This is a genomic window from Paenibacillus sp. 7541, from assembly GCF_002276395.1.
GTDB lineage: Bacteria > Bacillota > Bacilli > Paenibacillales > Paenibacillaceae > Paenibacillus_AQ > Paenibacillus_AQ campinasensis.
Genome location: NZ_NQLZ01000027.1, coordinates 67,767 through 87,737, shown reverse-complemented (window position 1 = coordinate 87,737; position 19,971 = coordinate 67,767). Strand labels below are relative to the sequence as shown.

The window sequence follows — 19,971 nt, the reverse complement described above, 5'->3', positions numbered from 1 at the left end:
TTTCGTCATGAGTTTGAAGCTTCTTGGTAATTCCAAATGATTATCTTAGAGCCTTATTTACTTTCTCTATGAAAGCCTTCCACTGTTCTTGTTCGACCCCGGTTAAAGCGCCCGCATTGTTATTACGAGCCCATCTAAGAAATCCTTTAGCCAACTTGTATTTTGAGAAGTCTTGAATTTGCGAAGAAAACACATCTGCTATTGGTCTTGCCGGTTGAGAACTTGCTATATCCATTACATCCCAGCCAAGCTCTTCCTTTGCAACAACTACTAGGGTATCTCTTAGCAGATCCTCTACTTCTACTTTTTTAGCACTACCTTGATAGAAATCTTTGACCTGAAATATGTTAGTATTCTTCAACAAAACTATTAGATTATCTTGCTTTGCGGCTTGCTCCCCCTCTGGATCAGAGTCAAACAAAGCTGCTACTTTAAGATTATGAGACTTTAGAATAGTTGCATAAAAAATAACTTTGCTCGCTGTTCCGGCAGGAATAAGGGCAATTTTATCATTTAAGCTAACTACGTTATCGTTACGTAGCATTTCAGAAATTGCTTCTATATACCAGTAGTCCGTAAGGCCTTCGAAAACAAGATTTCTTTGTTGAGCCAAATCATAGCCAAGTGCCTCTTGCAATGGCAAGATAGCATTTGAGTCTGAGGCGGTTACCGTAGTATGGACTTTTGTCCCCTCTTCTCTGCTTACCATCTCAACTACACGAACAATGTCTAGCTCGTTAGCCCCTACCATGAAAGGGGAATGGGTAGTATAAATAGTCTGGTTAGCTTCCCCTAGTCTAGAAATTGTTTTTCTAAACTCTGCTTGCTTCAGTGCATGTAGATTTAACCCTGGCTCATCCAACAGCAGGATAGCATTTTTATATTTTCCCTCAGCTTCAGCAAAAAATATAATAAAGAAGGATACTAGCCATTGATATCCTTCAGATCTTTGATCTAATTCAATCTCAACACCCATTTCATCTTCTACAACTACTTTTAAATACTGACCATCAGCTATAATTCTAAGTCGAGATGCTTCAGCGCGATTTTCATCCGGCATCCAAACTCTATTTATTTCTGTTGTCAACTTTACACTCGCAGCATTAAGTTGATACTGCCTTTTATCGAGTTGGTCCCTGTATTTTTTCCAACTTTCCCCATCTAAGTTATTTGCTGCCGCCTTTCCTAAATCAGAAAGATATCTTGCTTCAAATCCAAGTAGCTTGAGTAGGCAAATATTACCATAATCGTAATAGAAATCGTCCAGAATGTTACTTTCAATTCTCTGAGCTAGATGTTCGAGGTGTATAAGGGGCTTTACCCTAGCGTAGTTATTAAAATATACAAAAGTCGGTACGAGTTCTCCCAGTACCTTTAATAGCTGTTTTTCTATTTTATAAGAGTTAACTGTGGCCTTAAGTCTATCAAATCTTTCTTCTTCTGTGACATTAGATTCATCAATGCGTTTAAAAGCAAGCTCTAACCACTCGTCTAACAACATTGCCCTGGTCTCATTAATTATAGTTGTTCCAACCCAGTCCTCTGTGATTTCAGAGAGTTTATTTTCGAAGGATGTTGTTTCCTCGACTAGCTCATTATCAACTGGCTTGTCAACATGGTCCGCTAACCGTTTTAGGTCCTTGGAGATGTCCGCATACACTACCTTAGGAGGACTATTTTCTAGGCGATGGTACAACTTATTATCCATTCTTTTCTCAAGCACATAGAGGCAGTCTCCAAATCCTTCTGGGAGGTCAACATTATCAGTTTCTTCAATTTTAAACTTGCCCTCTACTACTGTTATATTGCTTGATTGGACTTTATTTGTACTAATATCATTGTATCTTGACCTTGGATAATCCCTAAGCTCATCCAACTCTTTTACACCTTCTGGAGAACTCAATTGTTGAAGTGCTTGTAAGATTGCTGTCTTTCCTGCTTCATTGGGGCCTACCAAAATAAGCTTGTTTTCTTCAACAGAAAACCAGCCTGTATCTATTATGCTCCTATAATTTTGCACACGAGCCTCTACAAGTCTCAATGAGATCCCCCCTAATCATCTTAATCAAATTATATCATACAAAATGTACCAAAATGTATCCTCTTGATCCTTGAATCCATTGAGGTCAAAAATCTCTCTAGTCTTGTTTTATTGAGAACTCTTAAATTAGAATTTCGCCCTACTTATGGTACGGTTCAGCTAAACGGGTCTATCGGCGAAAAATGCGAGAGGAGCTTGCCGCGGCCAGCTCCTAGTACTAAGATTAAATTGAAAGTTACTGTAACTTAATAAGACACTTCACCTGTGGAATTTCACTTATGCAAAAACTCGACAGATGGAAACCAGAGGGGAATTTAGCGGTTTTGTGTTATTAATTAAGCTCCTCGTTCATCTTGTCGATCTTATCGTTAAGTTCATCAAGACCTTTTCGTCCTGCTTTGTTCAACTCGTAGCTCAGAGTATTCATATCATTCCTTCCCAACACGATCTCCTTATCGACTACCTTGTTGAGGAATGCGACCATAAACTCTAAATCAGCGTATTCTCGCATTTGTTTCGTTGTAATAATATTCTGTTATTTCAACACCGAAAAACGATTCTTCATTTCTGTGTTTCATGATGAAGTCGGGTTCTTCACTTTCTAGTACTTCATACAAATCTAAATCATATAGATTAGATAGAATCTTTCTTTATCTTTTTTAGTCATAATACCACCCCATTAATATCTAGCAGTAACTGCGCATAACGTCTCATTGCGAAATTCGCCAATAGCTATCCCAGTAAGTAATTTCGAATTCATACATACCACAATCATACCACGAAATGGAAAACTCTTTCGTATTTGGTCACACCCCCCCTAGCGCCCTTCTCTAGAGGGATAAACATATCTCTATAACACCTTCCTCCATCTCTCCTAGGGTTCTCTACACTCTTTTTGACAACCCAAACGTTTCGCCGACACTTATGGCACTGTTCCCCCGATTAATCTAATCGCCCGATGCACCTGCTCCATCAGAGTACATGCATCAGTTGGTGCGGTAGATCATACTGCCGCAATAGAGCTTCTTGTCGGCGCGGGATAGGTCGATGAGTCATTTCCAAATTGATTTATGGTGAGAATTACTCTGGACGACAGGAATCGCGTCGGCAGCGTCGAGCTCGCCTTCAACGAGGAGACCGAAAAAGCATTTTTTAAGCGTAACCCCTTATGCTGATAACATGGCAGAGGGGGCTTTTCCTCTGTCCGGAAAAGTCCCCGAGCTCTACATGCTTTCATTTGTCATTTGAGAAAACTACAGTTCAATCGACAATTCTTTCAAATTCCGTGCTACCTGTTCTTTCATTGAATAAAAAATGACGTCATGGTGGTACTGAACATACTTCTCACCCAACAGGTGATTTGTCAATAGTAATTTTGATTTGTGAAGAGGATTAGACTTGTCTACATGTAAAATTGTCTCTCTATCGCCTGGATCTATTGTAATGATCCCCATGTCCATCAACGTGTGATGATTCGGACAATGTACAATCATATTTTCCTCCCTATCGACTCCTTTATGTTCAGCCATAGGTTGGATATGATTCACCTCAGAATAACCGATACCATTTATGTCAACAAGCGCTTCCCCACAAATTTGGCAGCAATTTTTATATAGGATTTTTAACGCTCTTACTCTTTTTGTATCCCTTCTTCTTCTGGTTAAGTTAAGGAACTCTATGAGTAAAATGTCTTCATCGGCATCAGAGTCATTAACCGATGAAGATTTGAGAAAAAAATCGCTTGGTTCCTCGCTTTTTGTATCTGGAATAGTATTGAGTTCTTTTGGAACGCTTGAATCGAACGGATTAAATCCGATCGATTCATTTTGATCCCGATACTGAATGTACTGGTAGAAAGACTCTCGCACAAACGCCCGCTCCCACCCATATGTACGAATTATTGACTCCAATGCTTTACCTTCGGTTTGAAGCAGTTGATGAAGGATAGAATTGACATAAAGGTGAGTTGGATATAAGTGTGGGTCGATATCCATTTTAAATGATATGTACCTCAGCATATATGTCATCAGAGAAATGATGTTGGATGGTTTATCTACAGTGCCGTTTGACTTTATACCCGCAATATCAACATCAATTTCTAATTCACCACCGTCCCAAAACTTTTCAAAGAATCGAGGACTTGTATCTCCAAGCGAAGTAGTACGCTCTACTCTCAGTTCATAGTATTCCTTAATAAATTTCCCCAAATCCCCCGTTAACACTATCCATGGAATACGCTCAGTCTCATAGACATTCTTCACTCGAATGATATTGCCATCCACTTGTATGTCCCCGAGGGTCATATCTCTAATATCCCCAGTGTTATAGGCTGCTCCTAACCCAATTGCTATGCATGCTTTAATAGTTTGTCTAGCTGTTTTATTATGTAAATGATCGTAGAAATCATCATCGAACAATTGATAAAAGTCGAATCCCTTTTTAAGATAGTTAACTTTCGGCTTCTTACCATTTACATCCAAACTCATATCCTTTGGTATTTCGAGGGGATACACCATTCTTTCGCTTATCGGTAATTCCAAGACTTTTTCCTGCACGAAATTATAAAACTTTTTCAATGTATAATAATAACCAAGCAGATTTCTATCTAGCGTATCAAAAAACCTACAAGATTACTCTCACTTATTGCTTCCTTAGCATTTGTTTTTCCGCCAACCATTTCTATGAAGCGATTGATTTTGTGCCTATCCTGTGTCCATGTTGTTTTGGTTTCATTAATATTTTCTCTAAATAATTTAAACGCTTCTTGTATCTCCAACGCTCTCCCCCCTAAATTGATCGTTTTAATATAGTCCCTCTACTTTAACATATTTTCCCACATGCAATGCCGACCAATAATTCACACAAGTCCACCTGCCAATTTTGCGCTCTGTTGACCTCTTCCATATTCCACCGTTGAGTGTGACTAACCGCTCTCTCAAAAGTTAATACAAAATTTTTCGCGCCCTACTTATGATACGGCTCAGCTTAACGGGTCTATCGGCGAAAAATAAGAGCACCCAAACGGATGCCCCAATGAATCGCATTGCTATAAGATAAAATGCCGCGTATTCGCGGCATTTCGTGCAGCCTTACCCGTAGTTTCCTTTCGAAATCTGCAGGAGGACAAGGGTTCGATAGCAAAGGAGCAGCCTAGGCAACGCTGCAAGCCTCTTCACTTAATCTCAGCTATGAAGTCTTGGATTCTGGACAACATTTCTTCCAGTGATTCATTGCGCGGACGTAAACGGGTAGCCCAGCCCCTTCCAGGGTGAAGAACGTCCCAGCGGGACATTTGCTGGTTGTAGCGCCCACTTCCAGGATCGTGATTTCCAAAGCCATCAATAATTTTATTCCAGATGGGCTGAAACATCTCAATCAACAGAGACTCGCCTAGGGGAATCCAGATGTCATCCACGACTAGGTACCTACAGTAGAAGTCGTTTAAATCAAGGTTCCCAGCCTGTCTAACTGACTCTGCATGCTCGGACAGTCGCTTATACAGCACAGGTCCGGATGCAAGGCTGAATCCCCCTTTCCGCGCCCCGGCCGGCACGGCCTTTCCCACATAAATAGGCTGATTAAATTGATTATCATTGTTGTTCTCCGTAATATAGGAATACAACGGGTAATCTCCAACATAATAAATAGCATAAATTCCGGCCCCGATGAACGGGTTGGTCGGCGGGAGTGGGCTGACAGGGCGATCCAACATCGCTTTCATTACGCTATCTGCCAAACTTCTCTTGTCTAGCGGGTTGTACGGTACTTCTGACATTCTACGGCCTCCATCAGCCAGCAGTGCTATCCAAATATGTGTTGATGCTGCTGGCCACGATATTAGCAAGCCGGACCGGAACAGCGTTACCCAACTGTCTCATGCTCTCCGTCCATGACCCCAGTAGTTGGTAATCATCAGGGAATGTCTGAATCCGCGCACTCTCCCGAACGGTGAAGTAGCGGACACTTCCATCCAAACGAACAAGCATGTTTTCCCCGCCTGGTACTCCATGATCACCTGCTTTGATCGTCTTAGCAGGTTCATCGAGCGGGCTTCCTGTATGGCCGGGGTAGACGCGGGCACCGGGATTGAATATGTGTCCTGAGATATCGGACGGCTCAAACTCCGGATCTGGCAGGTCAAAGATAGCATCTCGGACAGTCTGCCATGGTGCCGTTTCACGCAGCTCCAACTGCCTTAGTTTATTGACTCTGTTTACGAGTTTTATCGGCATCTCTGGCCGATTTTTAACAGCAATGCGGTGACGTTCCCAATATTCTCCCGTTACCCATTGACTAACAAGCAGCGATTCATAGGAATGTGTAGGGCTGGGAAATGACCATTCTTGCTTAAGGTCGGATCGGAATGCAACGATTAATACACGTTCTCGCTTCTGAGGAACCCCGTAGTCAGCGGCATTAACCAGCCTGAAGACTGTTCGATAGGTGAGCCCCTTGTAATTTCCCTTGGTGTGGCACTTCTCCAATCGGGCCAAGTGTTCATACCATGCTTCTTTTGGCTTCTGTATTACTTCGGGGTACTGCAATTGTAGCAAAATATATTCAAAGTAACTGCTGAACTTCTCACGCAGTAGCCCCTTAACATTCTCAATAAGAACTACTTTGGGCCTAGTCTCCCTGACAGCTCGAATCATATCCGGAAACATGTTTCGATGATCATTATCACCTTTATGACGCCCACCCAGTGAAAATGGTTGGCATGGGGGACCACCAGCCAACAAGTCAATCCCCTCGTAGTCACGGAAGGACATTGCTCGTACGTCGCTTTGAATAATGTTCCATTTACCTTTGTTGTGCCCAATCGTATTGCATGCGTCTCTATCCCATTCTACCAATAGCTTTGGCTGGAATCCTGCTGAAGAAATCCCTAGGGCTAGTCCACCCCCGCCTACGAACAATTCTACAGAAGACCTTTCCATAAATAGTTCCTCCTAGATGAACTCTGATATATTTCCACGTATACGTTGTCAATTCCTGCAATTCTTACAAGTTTAAAATTATTTAACGGACTCTTAGGCCGTTACGACTGAGACATACCCATGGCCTGAAGCAGATGTTAGACCTTCTACTGTTGGTCTTAATATCATACTTGCACCGAACCAACACATACAGGGATACCTCTTACTATGTTGTACTCTATTGATTAGCTGAGCCCACCGTTAATTAATTTCAACCTTGGCTCAGTGGTTTCTGTTCCAAAAAAACCCTGCTTAAGGTTACAGATTTCTTCTACAATAGCAGCAGGTAGTTCGAAATCAAACAACAAGTCACTTGCTGTCTTTACATCAGCTTTAATGATCATTTCTATTGCTTGCTTCAACACTTTCGGTTCGGAAACAGGAATAACATCATCAAGTGGCTCACGTGTCCTAATCTTTCTTGTAGAGATTTGTTTCTGAAGAGAAGTGTATCTTACTTCATCAATTATATTTAAGTCTTTGCAGCGTTTAATCATGGCGCCTATCGATACTTTCCAATAAGCTTTTAATTCGGTGTAATGATTTAAAGTTGTGGATCGTACTGACCTTCTAAATTCCTCTTCCGGTAACAAGAACGAGGAAGCAAAACGGTTTGCCTGATCCTCCATTTGTTTAAATTCCTGAGGACTCATCAGCATTTGATTGTCAATTGTATCCTTATGCATGAGCAAGTGACCTAGCTCATGTGCGCTGTCAAACTGCCTTCTTGCAGCTGATTGCTTGTCATTGCTTAATACAACTAAAGGACGAGTCCCTCTTGGTTGACAAAAAGCATCCAGCTTTAAAGTCCCTGTGTTAATTGAAGTAACAAGAATACCATTCGTCTCCAGGAGCATTACCATATCATCAATGGGTCTTATACCCAGACCCCAATAATTACGACAGTGAGTTGCTAGGGCCTCAATATCACTGTTACTCCAGCTGCTTCCTTCAAATTCATTCATAGGGGGAAGGTTTAGTGCAGGAAACTCAACGTATTTCTCCAAGTGGTTCAAAATCATCCCAACAAAGTTAGCTTTAACTAATTGCGTTTCTCTTACTTTTTTTGTTAATGAAGAATTTGCTCTAAAAAAGGTATTTCCCGTAAACTGGTAATCGACCTGATTATAAAAAAATGACCGAGGAAACCCTAAAGCGTCCGCTAGACTCATAATCGTTTCCGCTTTGGGCTGTTGTGTATCTCCTCGTTCAAGTAATGTTACCGCTTGTCTCGAAAGTCCGATTTCAGTTGCAAGCTCTGCGACACTCAATCCTTTAGCTATTCTGGCTTCTTTTAATCGAAGTGGGTTAAAAATGCGATTTGGCTGACTCACCATACATATGTCTCTCCTACGCTAGTATCACTTAACATTCTTTAGTTTCAGCCCGTAATTTGGCTCTGCGAATTCAGGTTTAAGTTTCGGTAACCGAGTTTCCTCAACAGGTGTGTAGTGATCAGGACTTTCCAACGAAACACCCGTTATTTCCCTGCGATAAATCCACTTATCTTGATTTGGTGCGAGTGCTCCTTCAAATATCCTTGCCTCTGCACCTTTATTTCCGTCATAACAAACTACAATACAGAACTGGAAAAACTCAGGTTCTAATGGCAGTGATGTTTGTTTATAATCATCTAGATCAATTTCGAGCTGCTCGATGTCCAAATCAGAAAAGCCTTCCGAAATCAAGCGATCGATGTTATACATTGCAAACTCACCGCGATACTTGCTCTGCGGCATAATTTGTCTGTTTTCAGGAAGATGCTGAACTAAAATGGAAACTTGTCTGCTCATATCCCTTAGAACTATGTATTCGTGGAACGAAGCTTTCTTATACTCTACCGTAAGTCCCGCTTCCGGCCTGTTTATTACTTCACGTTCTACAGCATTATTAATAATATCGCTTCTTAATTTCGGTTTATAATTATTGGTCGGAGTTGGTGGGAGGGCCATTAAATACTCAGCAAACTCCCTAAATCCTGTTTGAATCCCCTTCTTAATAACTGCTTGTTGCAAGGGGGTTAAAGAACAGACTTGCTGTATGGCTTTATTCATCCAGATCATCTCCCGATACAAAATGAAAAAACTGTTAATATTAGTTTGGAATATTCAATTGTTTTTGTCAAGTAAAAGAGATGATTTCAGGTTATTAAAAAAGTGTTTGTTGTTAATTTTTCAAAAATGACAAGTAGTTATTTAGAGTTGGAATATAATGTTTGTCGAATATTGAGTAATACCAAGGAAAGCGAAGTAACCAACAATTTTTCTGTATATAAGGTCATCAGTTTCTCAAAGAAATGGAACTTGTCCAGTAGGTTCCCTTCTCCGTATGATTCTTCGTAAGGTACAATTTCGTAATTAAATCATGTGGAGGTTGATAAAATGTTAGCCTGGGAAGATGCCTTAGAATACTACGATTCAATGTATAAAGAAAACGTCGAAAAACTCTCATCGCATCCCGAAAGCCTGCTAACTGTGTCGTACCAATTGGGGCTAAGTCATCTTTACGATTACTGGATTCAAAATTTCCATCTATCAGGAGATCAATTTACACGAGCTCTAAATTCATCCATAATCAGAATCGAAAATCTTTAACGTCAAAATGCTTTTTTCTAAACTAAACGCCCCAGGGCTGTCTAACCTTTAAAAAGTTAGCCCCGGGGCGTTTTTATGCGTCATCCTTTTTTAGCGTCAATTGCCTTTAAGATATCTCGATTAATCTTCGTAATCATCTCAAGCTCTTCGATGTCTCTACTTCCCATTATTGTCATAAGCTCATCCAGTGCATTCTGATGATCAATTTCAGCATCAGTTCCAAGCTCGATTCGAAATAACTCCATAGGTGGAACTTGAAGGGCTCCAACAATTTTTTCAAGTGTATCCAGGGAAATATTGCGTTCTCCACGCTCCACCCCACCAATATAACTATAATGAAGTGATGATGCTTCTGCTAATTGCTCTTGGGTCCAGCCCTTCGCTTTTCGCAATGCCTTAATTCTTCCCCCGACCAGAGTCGATATTCACAAAACCACCTCTACCACAAGGTTAGAAGAGGTCTCAAAGCATTTACAGATAATCGAACTAAAAATTAAGTTGATGATTTCAGTACTTAATAGTACTATTTAATCATCAAGCCCTGTACTTAGAAATGTTATATTACAAAAGGGAGAATTAAAATCATGAACGAGAAAATAACCGTGTTTGATGAGCTTTCAAAAGAACGAGAAGGATTCATAATGCGCAATAGCACCTCTGGCATAGAAATCAAATGCACAGAAAAGTTTGTGAAGCACTGGGAGAAGCGGGGCTTTTCTATTGTAAAAAAAGACCTGATACATCTTCTTGAAGAGTAGCGGGAGGGTAACAATTAAATGGACAACGATAAATTAGTTTTTGCGGATGAAACCATTCGCCTAATCAATATTGTAGCGGACAGGGAGATATCAAGCACTCAATCCATAAAAACCCTAATTATCGAAAAGGGCGGAAAGCGGTACATAGCGATTCAAAAATGGTGGAGGGAATCCGTGGATAAACCTTGGCGAGAGGGCAAAGGGTTTCATCTAACAGAGGACGAAGCTACAAATGCCATAGATGCCTTGGAAAAGGCACAGGAATTCATAAAAAAATAATGCTGTGTAAATTCACGGATGCGTTTCGGGCTTTCCTGATCTGCTAGTTCCTGATTAATCTCCGCCTTGGTTTGGCGCCAGTGTCCGGGTCAATGCATTTATCCAGATCAATGCCGGTTAGCCCGCCTCCTTCCTTGAAGACGAAGCCAATACCGCCGAAAGAATCGTTCCACACGTGCTTGGCTCTCCCCCGCCTCCATGTTCGCCCCCCTCTCTGATTGACGTAATACATCTCAAACTGCTGTCATGGCTGACACACAAGCGCTCACGGCAATGGCGGCGATTACGACCACCGATAAAATACATGGGCGCTGACATTTTATGTTGGCTTGGTGAAGCGTGTGTGAGACTGTCTTACTTACGTCTTTTTAGTTCCTCAGCAATTTGAACAAATATACTTGAAAGGGTGATCTCCGCCCCACCTCTAGCCTGATTCATGTGAAAACCAGAATTACTAAAAAAGCGTTTCATCAACTCTTTATCTGCCAGCATCTCATTTACATCATCGATTCGGTCTAAGAGATCGAAATTCCTCAACTCTCTCATGATATCTTCTTGAACCAATGCTGTGTAATCTTGTCTTTCTACCCAATCCAAAAAAGCCTCACGAGATTTCGTGTTCGGAGCCCGATCATGACAGCTCTTACACATAAGAAATAAATTATCCGGGGTATCTTCTCCACCAAACTGACGGGCAATTATGTGGCAACGTTGAAGAGGTGCCCTCTCCCAATTCTTTATTATCTCTTCACGTGTGGCACTGGGCTTGTTCAAATCATACTTATCATCTAAATCGCGTTTGCAAGCCCAACAACACGGCTCCCCCCAGTCAAATCCTCTCTTATCTAACCAGTCCATCCAATGTTCAAAAATCTGGGCTTTTGTTGGCATAGTCATGAGTTTCTTCTCCTTAATCATTTCGACTAACCGTACCGTTCCGGTGGAGAGGTTGGAAACTAGCATCATAAGAGAAATTATATTTTATCGCTTTCATCAAAATACCGACTTACTTTGTCAGGTGTTATTAGATATCTCGGTTGATTTAGTGTGACTATCTTGTCCTCATCTTTAATAAAACATCTATTCATATAATTCCTTAACCATAGAATTTTTGCGTCAACACCTAAGTTATTTGTAAATTCAATACCCATAATAACATTGTAAATCTTCGATAAGAATTCATAAGGACTTTCCTTAATCCCATTTCCAACCGCTTCCAAATTATCAATTGGATCTATGTATACTAGCCCATCAAAATCTCTTTTGTACAATGATCCATCAATAATTAAGCCATAGTTGGTATCATCACAAACAATTCTTGGATAAATTGAGTAATTACTCTCAATATGATAAGCCTTCACAAGTGCAGGTCCAAAAACAATATCCTTATCATGATACAGAGCCCCTGTAGTAATACCACCTCTTACAAGTATTCCCTTAGCTAATAAAGATAAATAAAGAACAATACAATCCAAAACCAGGTAATACTCCGAATCCTTATTATTATTAATATATGAAATAACTACGTTATCAGAAAAAACGGAAACTTGTGGAGACAATTCATCTGAATTAAATGAAGTAATATTGTCCTTGTACTCCTTCAAAATCTTTAAAGACTCGTACACGTCAATCAATATTTGAGGATTTGTTTCCGATTTATTAATCAAATTACTAAATCCCAATATATCAATAAATGCTACGTTTCTTTCTTGGTAATTAATTGTATTCATACACATCTCCTTAAGAGATTTAATCTTAAGTTCTTAAAGATTTAGCACCTACCCGCTTACCTTCGAGTATTTTGGAAAAATTTAAGCACAGTACTAAAATAAATCGCTCTTTACTTTAGTTAGAGCTGATATTAAATCTTGCATCGACTGATATCTTCCTTCAATATCTTCAAGACATTTAAGTATTATTTCAGCAATTTCATCATTCATTCCCTCGACAGAATGAAGAGTTTCTTTTAATTTGCTTCCAGCAGGAACACTTCCGGTAATAAGGTTATACCAAACTGCACCAAGAGAATATATATCAGTCCTTGAATCTATTAGTTTTGGATTATTAATAAGCTCAGGTGCAGTGAAGTGACCTCCAGCAATGTTGTGTCCAGTTCTTGTAAGTCTCGAAGTTAATTCATTCTCGAGATATATACCAAGTCCGAAATCAATTACTCTAACCTGCCTCGGTCTCGCAATCATTATGTTGCTCGGTCGAATGTCTCTATGAACAATTCCAATCTCATGCGCGTGTCTCAGTGCGTCTGCTAATTCAATCATAAGATCAATAGATTTATTGATTGGGAACCTCCCATGATCTTTAAGTACTTGATTTAAATTCTTCCCTTCAAACAGCTCCATTCTAATAAACGGCTTGTTTCCTAAAAGACCAACGTCATATATCTTAATTATATTCTGGTGATTTAACCGAAACAGAATTTGTGCTTCTCGGAAAAATCTTTCTAAATTCCGTTCATCATCATTTGCAAAGATCGGTGAAAAAAACTTAAAAGCAAAATCCATCTTTAATAAATTATGCTTCATTCTTTTTACTTCTCCGAATCCTCCTGACCCAATAACTTCTAATTCCGAATAATCATTTGCCATCGCAGCATTACCTGTCTCTAACTCGTCCAGCAAAGGATTAAAGACCTCACCTAAATATTGCCTTCGTCCGGCATAGGAACCCGAAACTTCCTTAATATAACCCCAGAATTCATCCAATGACCTATACTGCTTAATAAACTCAGGGAGTTTATTACTTAACTGCTCGGTACTTAACAAAATCTTTCTTAATCTTCTATACTCATCATTATTAAACTCTGTTGAGTTACCAGTTGCATACAAAACAAGCCCTTCTTTAAGTGATTCTATAACTCCAAATAGTGTAGGCTCTGTTTGTTCGAAAGTCATATTTTATCTCCTTTGGGCTTGTCTAACGTCTTATTCACGAACTTCACGAATACCACGTTATAGCTTTGTATCCGAAGCCCTTACCAATTCTTCATTATACCACATATTTGGAAAATAGTGGTCAGGTTCCTAGTTTTAAAGCACTAAGAAACCCTTAAAACCAAAGGTCTTAGAGATCCATAATTCGCACCCCCTCCATACCCACAACCCAATTTTTCGCCGTCATTTATGATACGGCTCCCCCCGATTTATCTTCACCGCCCGATAAATCTGCTCCACCAGCACCAGGCGCATGAGCTGGTGCGGGAGGGTCATGCGCCCGAAGCTCAGCTTCTGCTGGGCGCGGCGCAGCACGGCATCGGAGAGGCCGTTGCTGCCGCCGATGACGAACACGACATGGCTCGTGCCGTAGGTCGCGAGCTTGTCCAGTTCGGCGGCGAGCTCCTCGGAGCTCCACAGCTTGCCGTCGATGGCGAGGGCGATCACATGCGCCTCGCTCTTGATCAGGGCGAGCAGCCGCTCGCCCTCGCGTTCCTTCACCTGCCGGACCTCGGCTTCGCTCATATTCTCCGGCGCCTTCTCGTCCGGCACCTCCAGCATCTCGAATTTCACATAAGGGCCGAGCCGTTTGGCATATTCCGCAATGCCCTGCACTAGATACTTCTCCTTCAACTTTCCGACGCCTACAATCTGTATGAACACGGCTGCCGCCCCCTCGTTTCTGCTTTTATATCTATCCAACGTATCTAAATCACACCACCGATCATATTCGGCTTGCCCGAGATCGTACGCTGTAATTGTTCAATGCTATTGCTATTTGCTTCTTCTGATCCACAGGCTGACGCCTCTGGCCCTGGGGTTTGCATTAGTCTTTCAGACTGTCAGTTATTTCAGTCCTTTAATCTCTAATCCTCAGCCTTTGCCATGGGCCCTTCAGCCTCTACGCTCCCACTGCTCCCTGAGCAGCGCATACATATTCAAGTCCTGATACCGGTCACGGAACAGCGCATACTGCTTCAGCAGCCCTTCCAGCTCGAATCCGAGCCTCAGCAGAAGCCCTGCGGACGCCTCATTCTCCGGATACACCAACGCTCCGATCCGGTTCAGGCCCATCGCCTCAAACGCATACTGGATCGCTGCCGTCAGCGCTTCCTTGGCAAGCCCTTGTCCGTGGTAGACCGAGTCCAGCTCATACCCGATCTCTGCCCGGTTATAATGGGGCACCCAGGCGTGGAACCCGGCTGTTCCGATCAGTTGCCCGTTTTCTTTGAGCTCCAGCCCCCAGCGGATGCCGCGAAGCTCCTCGAACAGCAGCCGGTGACGCTCTATCATTTCCTCTGCCTCGATGATCTCGCTCATCGGATACCGCCCGTAATATTTCATCAGCTCTTCCGATGCGAACAGGCGGAACAACGCCTCTGCATCTCCTGAAGTCAGCTCCCGCAAACGCAGTCTGGCCGTTTCCAGCACCGGAAACTCCAGCAGCAGTCCTTCATGAACCGTAGACATCCCGAGCCCTCCCCTTTATGGTTTCTCCTATGCAGTCTGCATCGCATATACCGCAACACCACACCTGCACACCGCTTCTTCTATTGAGTGTACGTAGGCCGCCCAACATTATGTATATATCCCATCCTGTGTTCTCCAGACGAATCCTGAACTCTAACGCCCCATACTGCTCACATCACCACGAGACAACATCTATAGCTCCATTCTACCATCCACAATCTGGATGTTACACACTTTGCGATCCGGCAGGGCATAACGCCCACTTCTTCATTCTTAGCACAAAAGAACACATCTGAGTACTTCCAGTCCCGCCGCATCCTCTCAGATCCATCTACCCACCCACAAGTGCAAAAAAAAGCGTGATCTCTCACGCTTTCCCAGGCTCTATCTATGCTATTGAGGCCGCATTGGCGCGATGCCTCTACACAACTAAAAATTCCGCATGCTTCTCGCACTCCGCACACTTCACCGGTGGGTCCCAGTCCGAAAACTCTGTCTCCTTCAGATCCACAATATCCGGGGCGTCCTCGTATTCGTCCACAAAATTCTCGATGGCAATCTCCACATGTTCCTTGCATACGACGTACATGAATTAAGCATCCTTTCTATCTTTCGCATCGTGTTGGGTAATGTCTATTATAGCCACTCTTCTGTTCTACCACACTCGGTGGAAAAAGGAAATGCCTTTAACAGAAAAGGAGCGCCTGATGCGCCCCTTTCCGTACCGCGTCTATTCGATAACCTTTTTCATGATTTATCTATTTCTCTAAGTTAACCTATTATTTATTACACCGATCAGTCCGATCAGCTCATCGCCGGTAGCGGATTACACAGCCGAGAACAATTCGAGGCTCCTCGGGTTAATCCTCCTTCTTCTCCTCCAGCTTCACCTTGAGCGACTGCAGCACCCCTTCACGATAAAAGGTAACAGTCATACTGCTGCCGACCTTCGTCTCGCGATACAGATGCTTGCGCAGCTCCAGCGTGGTATTGATCGGCTTGCCGTCCAGCTTCACAATGACATCGTTCAGCTTAAGCCCCGCTTCCTTGGCAGGTCCAAGCGCATCCAGAATGACAACGCCCTCGGTCACACCCTTCGGCAGCTTCAGGTTCTCTCGCTCCTTCTTGCTCAGCGGAGCATACGGATTGCCCAGATCTACCGTATATACGCCGAGATATGGACGGGCGATGTAGCCTTTCAGCATCAGCTCCGTCACCACCTCCGTAATGTCATTGACCGGAATGGCGAACCCGAGCCCTTCCACGCCGGTATCGGCAATCTTCATCGTGTTGATGCCGATCACACGGCCATTGAGATCGACCAGAGCGCCGCCGCTGTTCCCTTCATTAATCGCCGCATCCGTCTGGATAACCGTAGCTTCCCAGTCGTAAATGCCGTCCTGATTCAGCGACACCGGGATTACGCGATTCGTATAACTCACCACGCCTGAGGTCAGCGTACCGCCAAGCCCCAGCGGGTTCCCGATCGCAATGACCGTCTCACCGAGTCTGACCTTCGAGGAATCCCCGAACTCGGCGATCTCGTCAATGCCCTTCGCATCGATGGATAATACGGCGATGTCGCTGACCCGATCCGTGCCGACCAGCGTCGCCGGCTTGATCTCGCCGTTCACCGTCACCACTTCATACGTGTCCGCGCCTTCCACCACATGGTTATTCGTTATAATATACGCCTTGCCCTCCAGCTTCTTGAAGATCACACCCGAACCGAGCGCATCTTCCTCAGACAAGCCGAACTCTTCTCCAAAATCGAAATCCTCGCCAAAATCAAACCCTTCCGGCAGTTCAAATTCCTCCGGCAGCAGTGTTGATGAATCCTCTTCTTCCACCGGCGGCCTGTTCTTATGTGTCAATACACTGACGACAGCCGGGCGCACCTTCGCAGCGGCATTGGCAAGCCGCTCGTACGGGTCTCCCTCGAACTGCGCTACCTGTTGTCCCCCATTCACATAGGTTACAGCAGGTCTATCCGCCGGACTTCCGGAGATCAAGCTGAACAACATGACGGCAATCAACGCACTACATACCGAGCTGATCGCCGATATTTGAAATGTAGTCAGCCCCCTCCGGCGACGGCTGGATCTCCACTTCACTCGCTCGGATCGGTCCTCGCTGGCATTTTTGCTTCGTCTGGATACTTTTGTAGAATAAAAATCGTCGTCAAACAATCCCATTGCGATCCCTCTCTCCCTCGTTGTTTAACGCAAGACATTTCCAGCTGTAGACATTCTGCCTGAACGACAACGTCCGAACGTACTTGCCTTAAAACAACCTGCCATCAAACCGTGTCCAAGCTATCTATGATCGCCTGACATTCAGTTGCTTATCTCTATATAGTATTTAACTGATGATATCCCCGAAAAGTTGCATCCTTATCGTACTCTTTCACGAAATGCTTGTGCGAAAAACCGAAACAGCCGACAAACCAATGATTGCTAATTATATACATAAAAGGTATGTGTTCCCGCACCACTGTTAAAAAAGTACCCTGTACTCTTTATTACCACAAACAGGGTGTGCGAAGCATGGCATATCCGTTTATACAACAAGAAATGCTGAATTTATAGCGGCCTCATTCCATCTGCCATTATCTCCTATTGTAACATACGAGCGAAGCTTCATGTCAGCGTATCTTTAGAACCAAAATAAGGGTAGGCCCCTCATCAATTCGCCCCGGACAAGCCTTCTAATCTCTTCTAACAACCGTTATCCCCTGATGCGCATACCTATTCATACGTGCTAAAAAGCCCTCGGGTTTCATATTTGGCCGATCTTCCTAAATCCCGCACTCATGTTCTTGTTCCCCGCAGGGAATGCTAAAGAACACGCGATTGTTCGCAATCATATAAAGGAGGGTTGAACTTCGATGGCTAGAAGATCCCGCAGACACAGATCTCCGGAAATGCAGCAATTCATGAACCAGGTGATGAAACAGGAAGGCTTTCATGTCGATCCGAGCGCACAGAAGGAAGTGAAATACGAAGTAGCCGATTCGTTGGGAATACCTCTGAAGCCTGCGGGCAACAGAGACCTTACAACCGAGCAAGCCGGCAAAATCGGCGGCAGGATCGGCGGCCCGATGGTCAGAGAGATGATCAGACGGGCCCAGGATGAACTGAGCAAATCTTAACCAACCGCTGTCCCCGCTATCAGCTGTCCCACATAACCAAGGCTGCGTTCTCTCTTATTCGATGAAGAAGCAGCCTTGTTCCCGGTTCTATTCTATGATTGGAATGATAGCTTTCATGCATGAAATCTTGCACCAGCTTCAAGAAACGGCCCTTCTACTCGCCTACCTTATCCCAAGGCGTCGGGCGGTCATAATACGTATCACACAGCTTGAACTCACTCTCTTTGAAAAAACAGCCCGCGTCTTCCATTGTGTCGCGCACCGTCATTTTGGCTAAATCCATCATATTGTGATCGAGACTGAGGTGGGCCAGATAAGCCCGCTTCGTATCCCCGGTCAGCAGCTCGCTTAACGCTTCGCCTGCCGAATTGTTGGACAGATGGCCCATATCGCCAAGAATACGGCGCTTGGTGTTCCACGGATAACGCCCCATTCGCAGCATCTCGATATCATGATTCGCCTCCAGCACCAGCACGTCAGAGCCGTCCAGCGCCTTCTTCACCTTATCACTGACATAGCCCAGATCTGTCGCAACGCCCAGCTTCTCATCCCCATCATAGAAACAGTAGCCGACCGGCGCTGCAGCGTCATGGGAAATCTCGAAGGGCTCTACCCGCAGACTGCCAAAATCCTTCACCTCATGGCTTTCCAGCACAATCCGGTTCTCCTCCGCAATCGCGCCAATCGACTTCTCCATGGCCTCCCATGTCTTCTCATTGGCATAGATCGGCAAGTTGTACTTGCGCGCCACTGCGCCAAGGCCGCGAATATGATCGGAATGCTCATGCGTGACCAGAATGCCGTCGATTTCTTCCCCCATGACTTCCCGTTCCTTCAGCAGCTCATTGATCCGCCGTGCGCTAAGGCCGGCATCAATCAGCAGCGTCGTATCCTCGTTGCGGACAATCGTTGCATTGCCCGTCGAGCCGCTCGACAGCACGGAAAATGAAATCCCCATAAGTCTGTTTACTCCTTTGTATCGCTTTTGGGCGTGAAGACATCTCCACTAATGCCCTGAACATAGATCATTTCTCCCGTATCCAGCGTAAACCGCCAGGTTGGCGCGGCCAGCTGGACCTCCGTATTAAACAATTGCCCATAGTAGCCGAGCTGGATATCCCTGACCACCGATTCCGGCGGGATAAAATTCCGCTCAATCAACGTTTCCAGCGCCTTCGATGCCGGAAGCACCTTCTGCTCCTCCACATCATCGGTAGGCTGTATATCGAACACAGGCTCATGATAGGCCTGAATTTTCTGCGATTCATGATAGAACTCAAGCTCCACATTGAACAGCGGCCACTCCTTGAGCACAAGCGGACGGAACACGAATACATTCTCCTTGTCCGACTGCGGATCATGGCGGTACTGATCCAGCTCTTCGACCTGGCCCTCCAGCGCGCTTCGCAGCTCCCGCTCATCAGCGTAGATCAGCTTCGTATCCACCGGGGTGTCCATCACCACCGGTTCCCTCTGCTCCTGCGCACTGAACGTATACGCAATCTTGGGCAGCTGCGGTGTCTCCGTCGGAATCGGGCTGAGCACCTGAATCCGGTTGTCCTCCATGATCCGCTGGGTGCTTGGCGACAGGGAGGTGAAGTCCAGACCGGAGCCGGCCTGTTCCCGATAATCAATCCAGAGCTGATAACCGAGCACCAGATTGAGCAGCAGAAAGGCGTATATCAGCACATTTTTGGCTCGTCCCCAGTCCATCTTCTTCCCTCCTTCACATATAGCTTAACCCTGCGTCC

General features: G+C 44.1%; 21 protein-coding genes. 3 read left to right on the top strand and 18 right to left on the bottom strand.

What is annotated here, in order from left to right:
- Positions 1-40: 40 nt before the first annotated feature.
- The 8 genes from CHH75_RS17170 to CHH75_RS17130 form a co-directional block, all read right to left on the bottom strand.
- Positions 41-2,041, bottom strand: a complete 2,001-nt coding sequence (locus CHH75_RS17170; protein WP_095398744.1) for an AAA family ATPase — start codon at positions 2,039-2,041, stop codon at positions 41-43.
- 1,253 nt (positions 2,042-3,294) lie between these two features.
- Positions 3,295-4,527 (bottom strand): HNH endonuclease, encoded by a 1,233-nt coding sequence (locus tag CHH75_RS17160; protein WP_176475603.1) that lies wholly within the window; start codon positions 4,525-4,527, stop codon positions 3,295-3,297.
- Positions 4,528-4,646: 119 nt separating this feature from the next.
- Positions 4,647-4,817: a hypothetical protein gene (locus tag CHH75_RS24925; protein WP_176475602.1), complete on the bottom strand. Its 171-nt coding sequence runs from the start codon at positions 4,815-4,817 to the stop codon at positions 4,647-4,649.
- A gap of 396 nt (positions 4,818-5,213) precedes the next feature.
- Positions 5,214-5,816: an Eco29kI family restriction endonuclease gene (locus tag CHH75_RS17155; protein WP_095398741.1), complete on the bottom strand. Its 603-nt coding sequence runs from the start codon at positions 5,814-5,816 to the stop codon at positions 5,214-5,216.
- Between the two features lie 13 nt (positions 5,817-5,829).
- The gene (locus CHH75_RS17150; RefSeq protein WP_095398740.1) at positions 5,830-6,978 is read right to left on the bottom strand and encodes a DNA cytosine methyltransferase; all 1,149 of its coding nucleotides are present in this window, start codon (positions 6,976-6,978) and stop codon (positions 5,830-5,832) included.
- Positions 6,979-7,202: 224 nt separating this feature from the next.
- The gene (locus tag CHH75_RS17145) at positions 7,203-8,354 is read right to left on the bottom strand and encodes a helix-turn-helix domain-containing protein (protein WP_095398739.1); all 1,152 of its coding nucleotides are present in this window, start codon (positions 8,352-8,354) and stop codon (positions 7,203-7,205) included.
- A 24-nt stretch (positions 8,355-8,378) separates the two neighbouring features.
- Positions 8,379-9,071 (bottom strand): hypothetical protein, encoded by a 693-nt coding sequence (locus CHH75_RS17140; RefSeq protein ID WP_095398738.1) that lies wholly within the window; start codon positions 9,069-9,071, stop codon positions 8,379-8,381.
- Between the two features lie 620 nt (positions 9,072-9,691).
- Positions 9,692-10,003, bottom strand: a complete 312-nt coding sequence (locus CHH75_RS17130) for a helix-turn-helix domain-containing protein (RefSeq protein WP_483310955.1) — start codon at positions 10,001-10,003, stop codon at positions 9,692-9,694.
- Positions 10,004-10,195: 192 nt separating this feature from the next.
- Between CHH75_RS17130 and CHH75_RS24920 the strand changes: the two genes are divergently transcribed.
- Together CHH75_RS24920 and CHH75_RS17125 are read left to right on the top strand one after the other, a co-directional pair.
- Complete coding sequence (locus CHH75_RS24920) at positions 10,196-10,369, top strand: hypothetical protein (RefSeq protein WP_176475601.1); 174 nt, start codon at positions 10,196-10,198, stop codon at positions 10,367-10,369.
- Positions 10,370-10,387: 18 nt separating this feature from the next.
- Positions 10,388-10,648 (top strand): hypothetical protein, encoded by a 261-nt coding sequence (locus CHH75_RS17125; protein WP_095398735.1) that lies wholly within the window; start codon positions 10,388-10,390, stop codon positions 10,646-10,648.
- A gap of 43 nt (positions 10,649-10,691) precedes the next feature.
- On the opposite strand, the gene CHH75_RS25340 is transcribed toward CHH75_RS17125, so the two are convergent.
- From CHH75_RS25340 to CHH75_RS17090, 8 genes are all read right to left on the bottom strand, one after another.
- The gene (locus tag CHH75_RS25340; protein WP_255223052.1) at positions 10,692-10,823 is read right to left on the bottom strand and encodes a hypothetical protein; all 132 of its coding nucleotides are present in this window, start codon (positions 10,821-10,823) and stop codon (positions 10,692-10,694) included.
- Positions 10,824-11,002: 179 nt separating this feature from the next.
- Positions 11,003-11,545: an HNH endonuclease gene (locus tag CHH75_RS17120; protein ID WP_213591740.1), complete on the bottom strand. Its 543-nt coding sequence runs from the start codon at positions 11,543-11,545 to the stop codon at positions 11,003-11,005.
- A gap of 77 nt (positions 11,546-11,622) precedes the next feature.
- On the bottom strand, positions 11,623-12,378 hold the full coding sequence (locus tag CHH75_RS17115; RefSeq protein ID WP_095398734.1) for a hypothetical protein: 756 nt from the start codon (positions 12,376-12,378) through the stop codon (positions 11,623-11,625).
- Positions 12,379-12,471: 93 nt separating this feature from the next.
- A complete protein-coding gene (locus CHH75_RS17110; RefSeq protein ID WP_095398733.1) occupies positions 12,472-13,560 on the bottom strand; it encodes a serine/threonine-protein kinase in 1,089 nt (362 codons plus the stop codon).
- A 222-nt stretch (positions 13,561-13,782) separates the two neighbouring features.
- On the bottom strand, positions 13,783-14,262 hold the full coding sequence (gene rlmH, locus CHH75_RS17105) for a 23S rRNA (pseudouridine(1915)-N(3))-methyltransferase RlmH (RefSeq protein ID WP_095398732.1): 480 nt from the start codon (positions 14,260-14,262) through the stop codon (positions 13,783-13,785).
- Between the two features lie 231 nt (positions 14,263-14,493).
- The gene (locus CHH75_RS17100; RefSeq protein WP_095266698.1) at positions 14,494-15,069 is read right to left on the bottom strand and encodes a GNAT family N-acetyltransferase; all 576 of its coding nucleotides are present in this window, start codon (positions 15,067-15,069) and stop codon (positions 14,494-14,496) included.
- Between the two features lie 421 nt (positions 15,070-15,490).
- A complete protein-coding gene (locus CHH75_RS17095) occupies positions 15,491-15,658 on the bottom strand; it encodes a CxxH/CxxC protein (protein WP_095266697.1) in 168 nt (55 codons plus the stop codon).
- Between the two features lie 271 nt (positions 15,659-15,929).
- A complete protein-coding gene (locus CHH75_RS17090) occupies positions 15,930-17,264 on the bottom strand; it encodes a S1C family serine protease (RefSeq protein WP_095266695.1) in 1,335 nt (444 codons plus the stop codon).
- Between the two features lie 692 nt (positions 17,265-17,956).
- On the opposite strand from CHH75_RS17090, the gene CHH75_RS17085 reads away from it, so the two are divergent.
- Complete coding sequence (locus CHH75_RS17085; protein WP_176475600.1) at positions 17,957-18,220, top strand: alpha/beta-type small acid-soluble spore protein; 264 nt, start codon at positions 17,957-17,959, stop codon at positions 18,218-18,220.
- A gap of 154 nt (positions 18,221-18,374) precedes the next feature.
- Here the strand turns inward: CHH75_RS17085 and CHH75_RS17080 are convergent, their stop codons facing one another.
- Together CHH75_RS17080 and yycI are read right to left on the bottom strand one after the other, a co-directional pair.
- The gene (locus CHH75_RS17080) at positions 18,375-19,178 is read right to left on the bottom strand and encodes an MBL fold metallo-hydrolase (protein WP_095266693.1); all 804 of its coding nucleotides are present in this window, start codon (positions 19,176-19,178) and stop codon (positions 18,375-18,377) included.
- An 8-nt stretch (positions 19,179-19,186) separates the two neighbouring features.
- A complete protein-coding gene (gene yycI / locus CHH75_RS17075; RefSeq protein WP_095266691.1) occupies positions 19,187-19,933 on the bottom strand; it encodes a two-component system regulatory protein YycI in 747 nt (248 codons plus the stop codon).
- Positions 19,934-19,971: the final 38 nt, after the last annotated feature.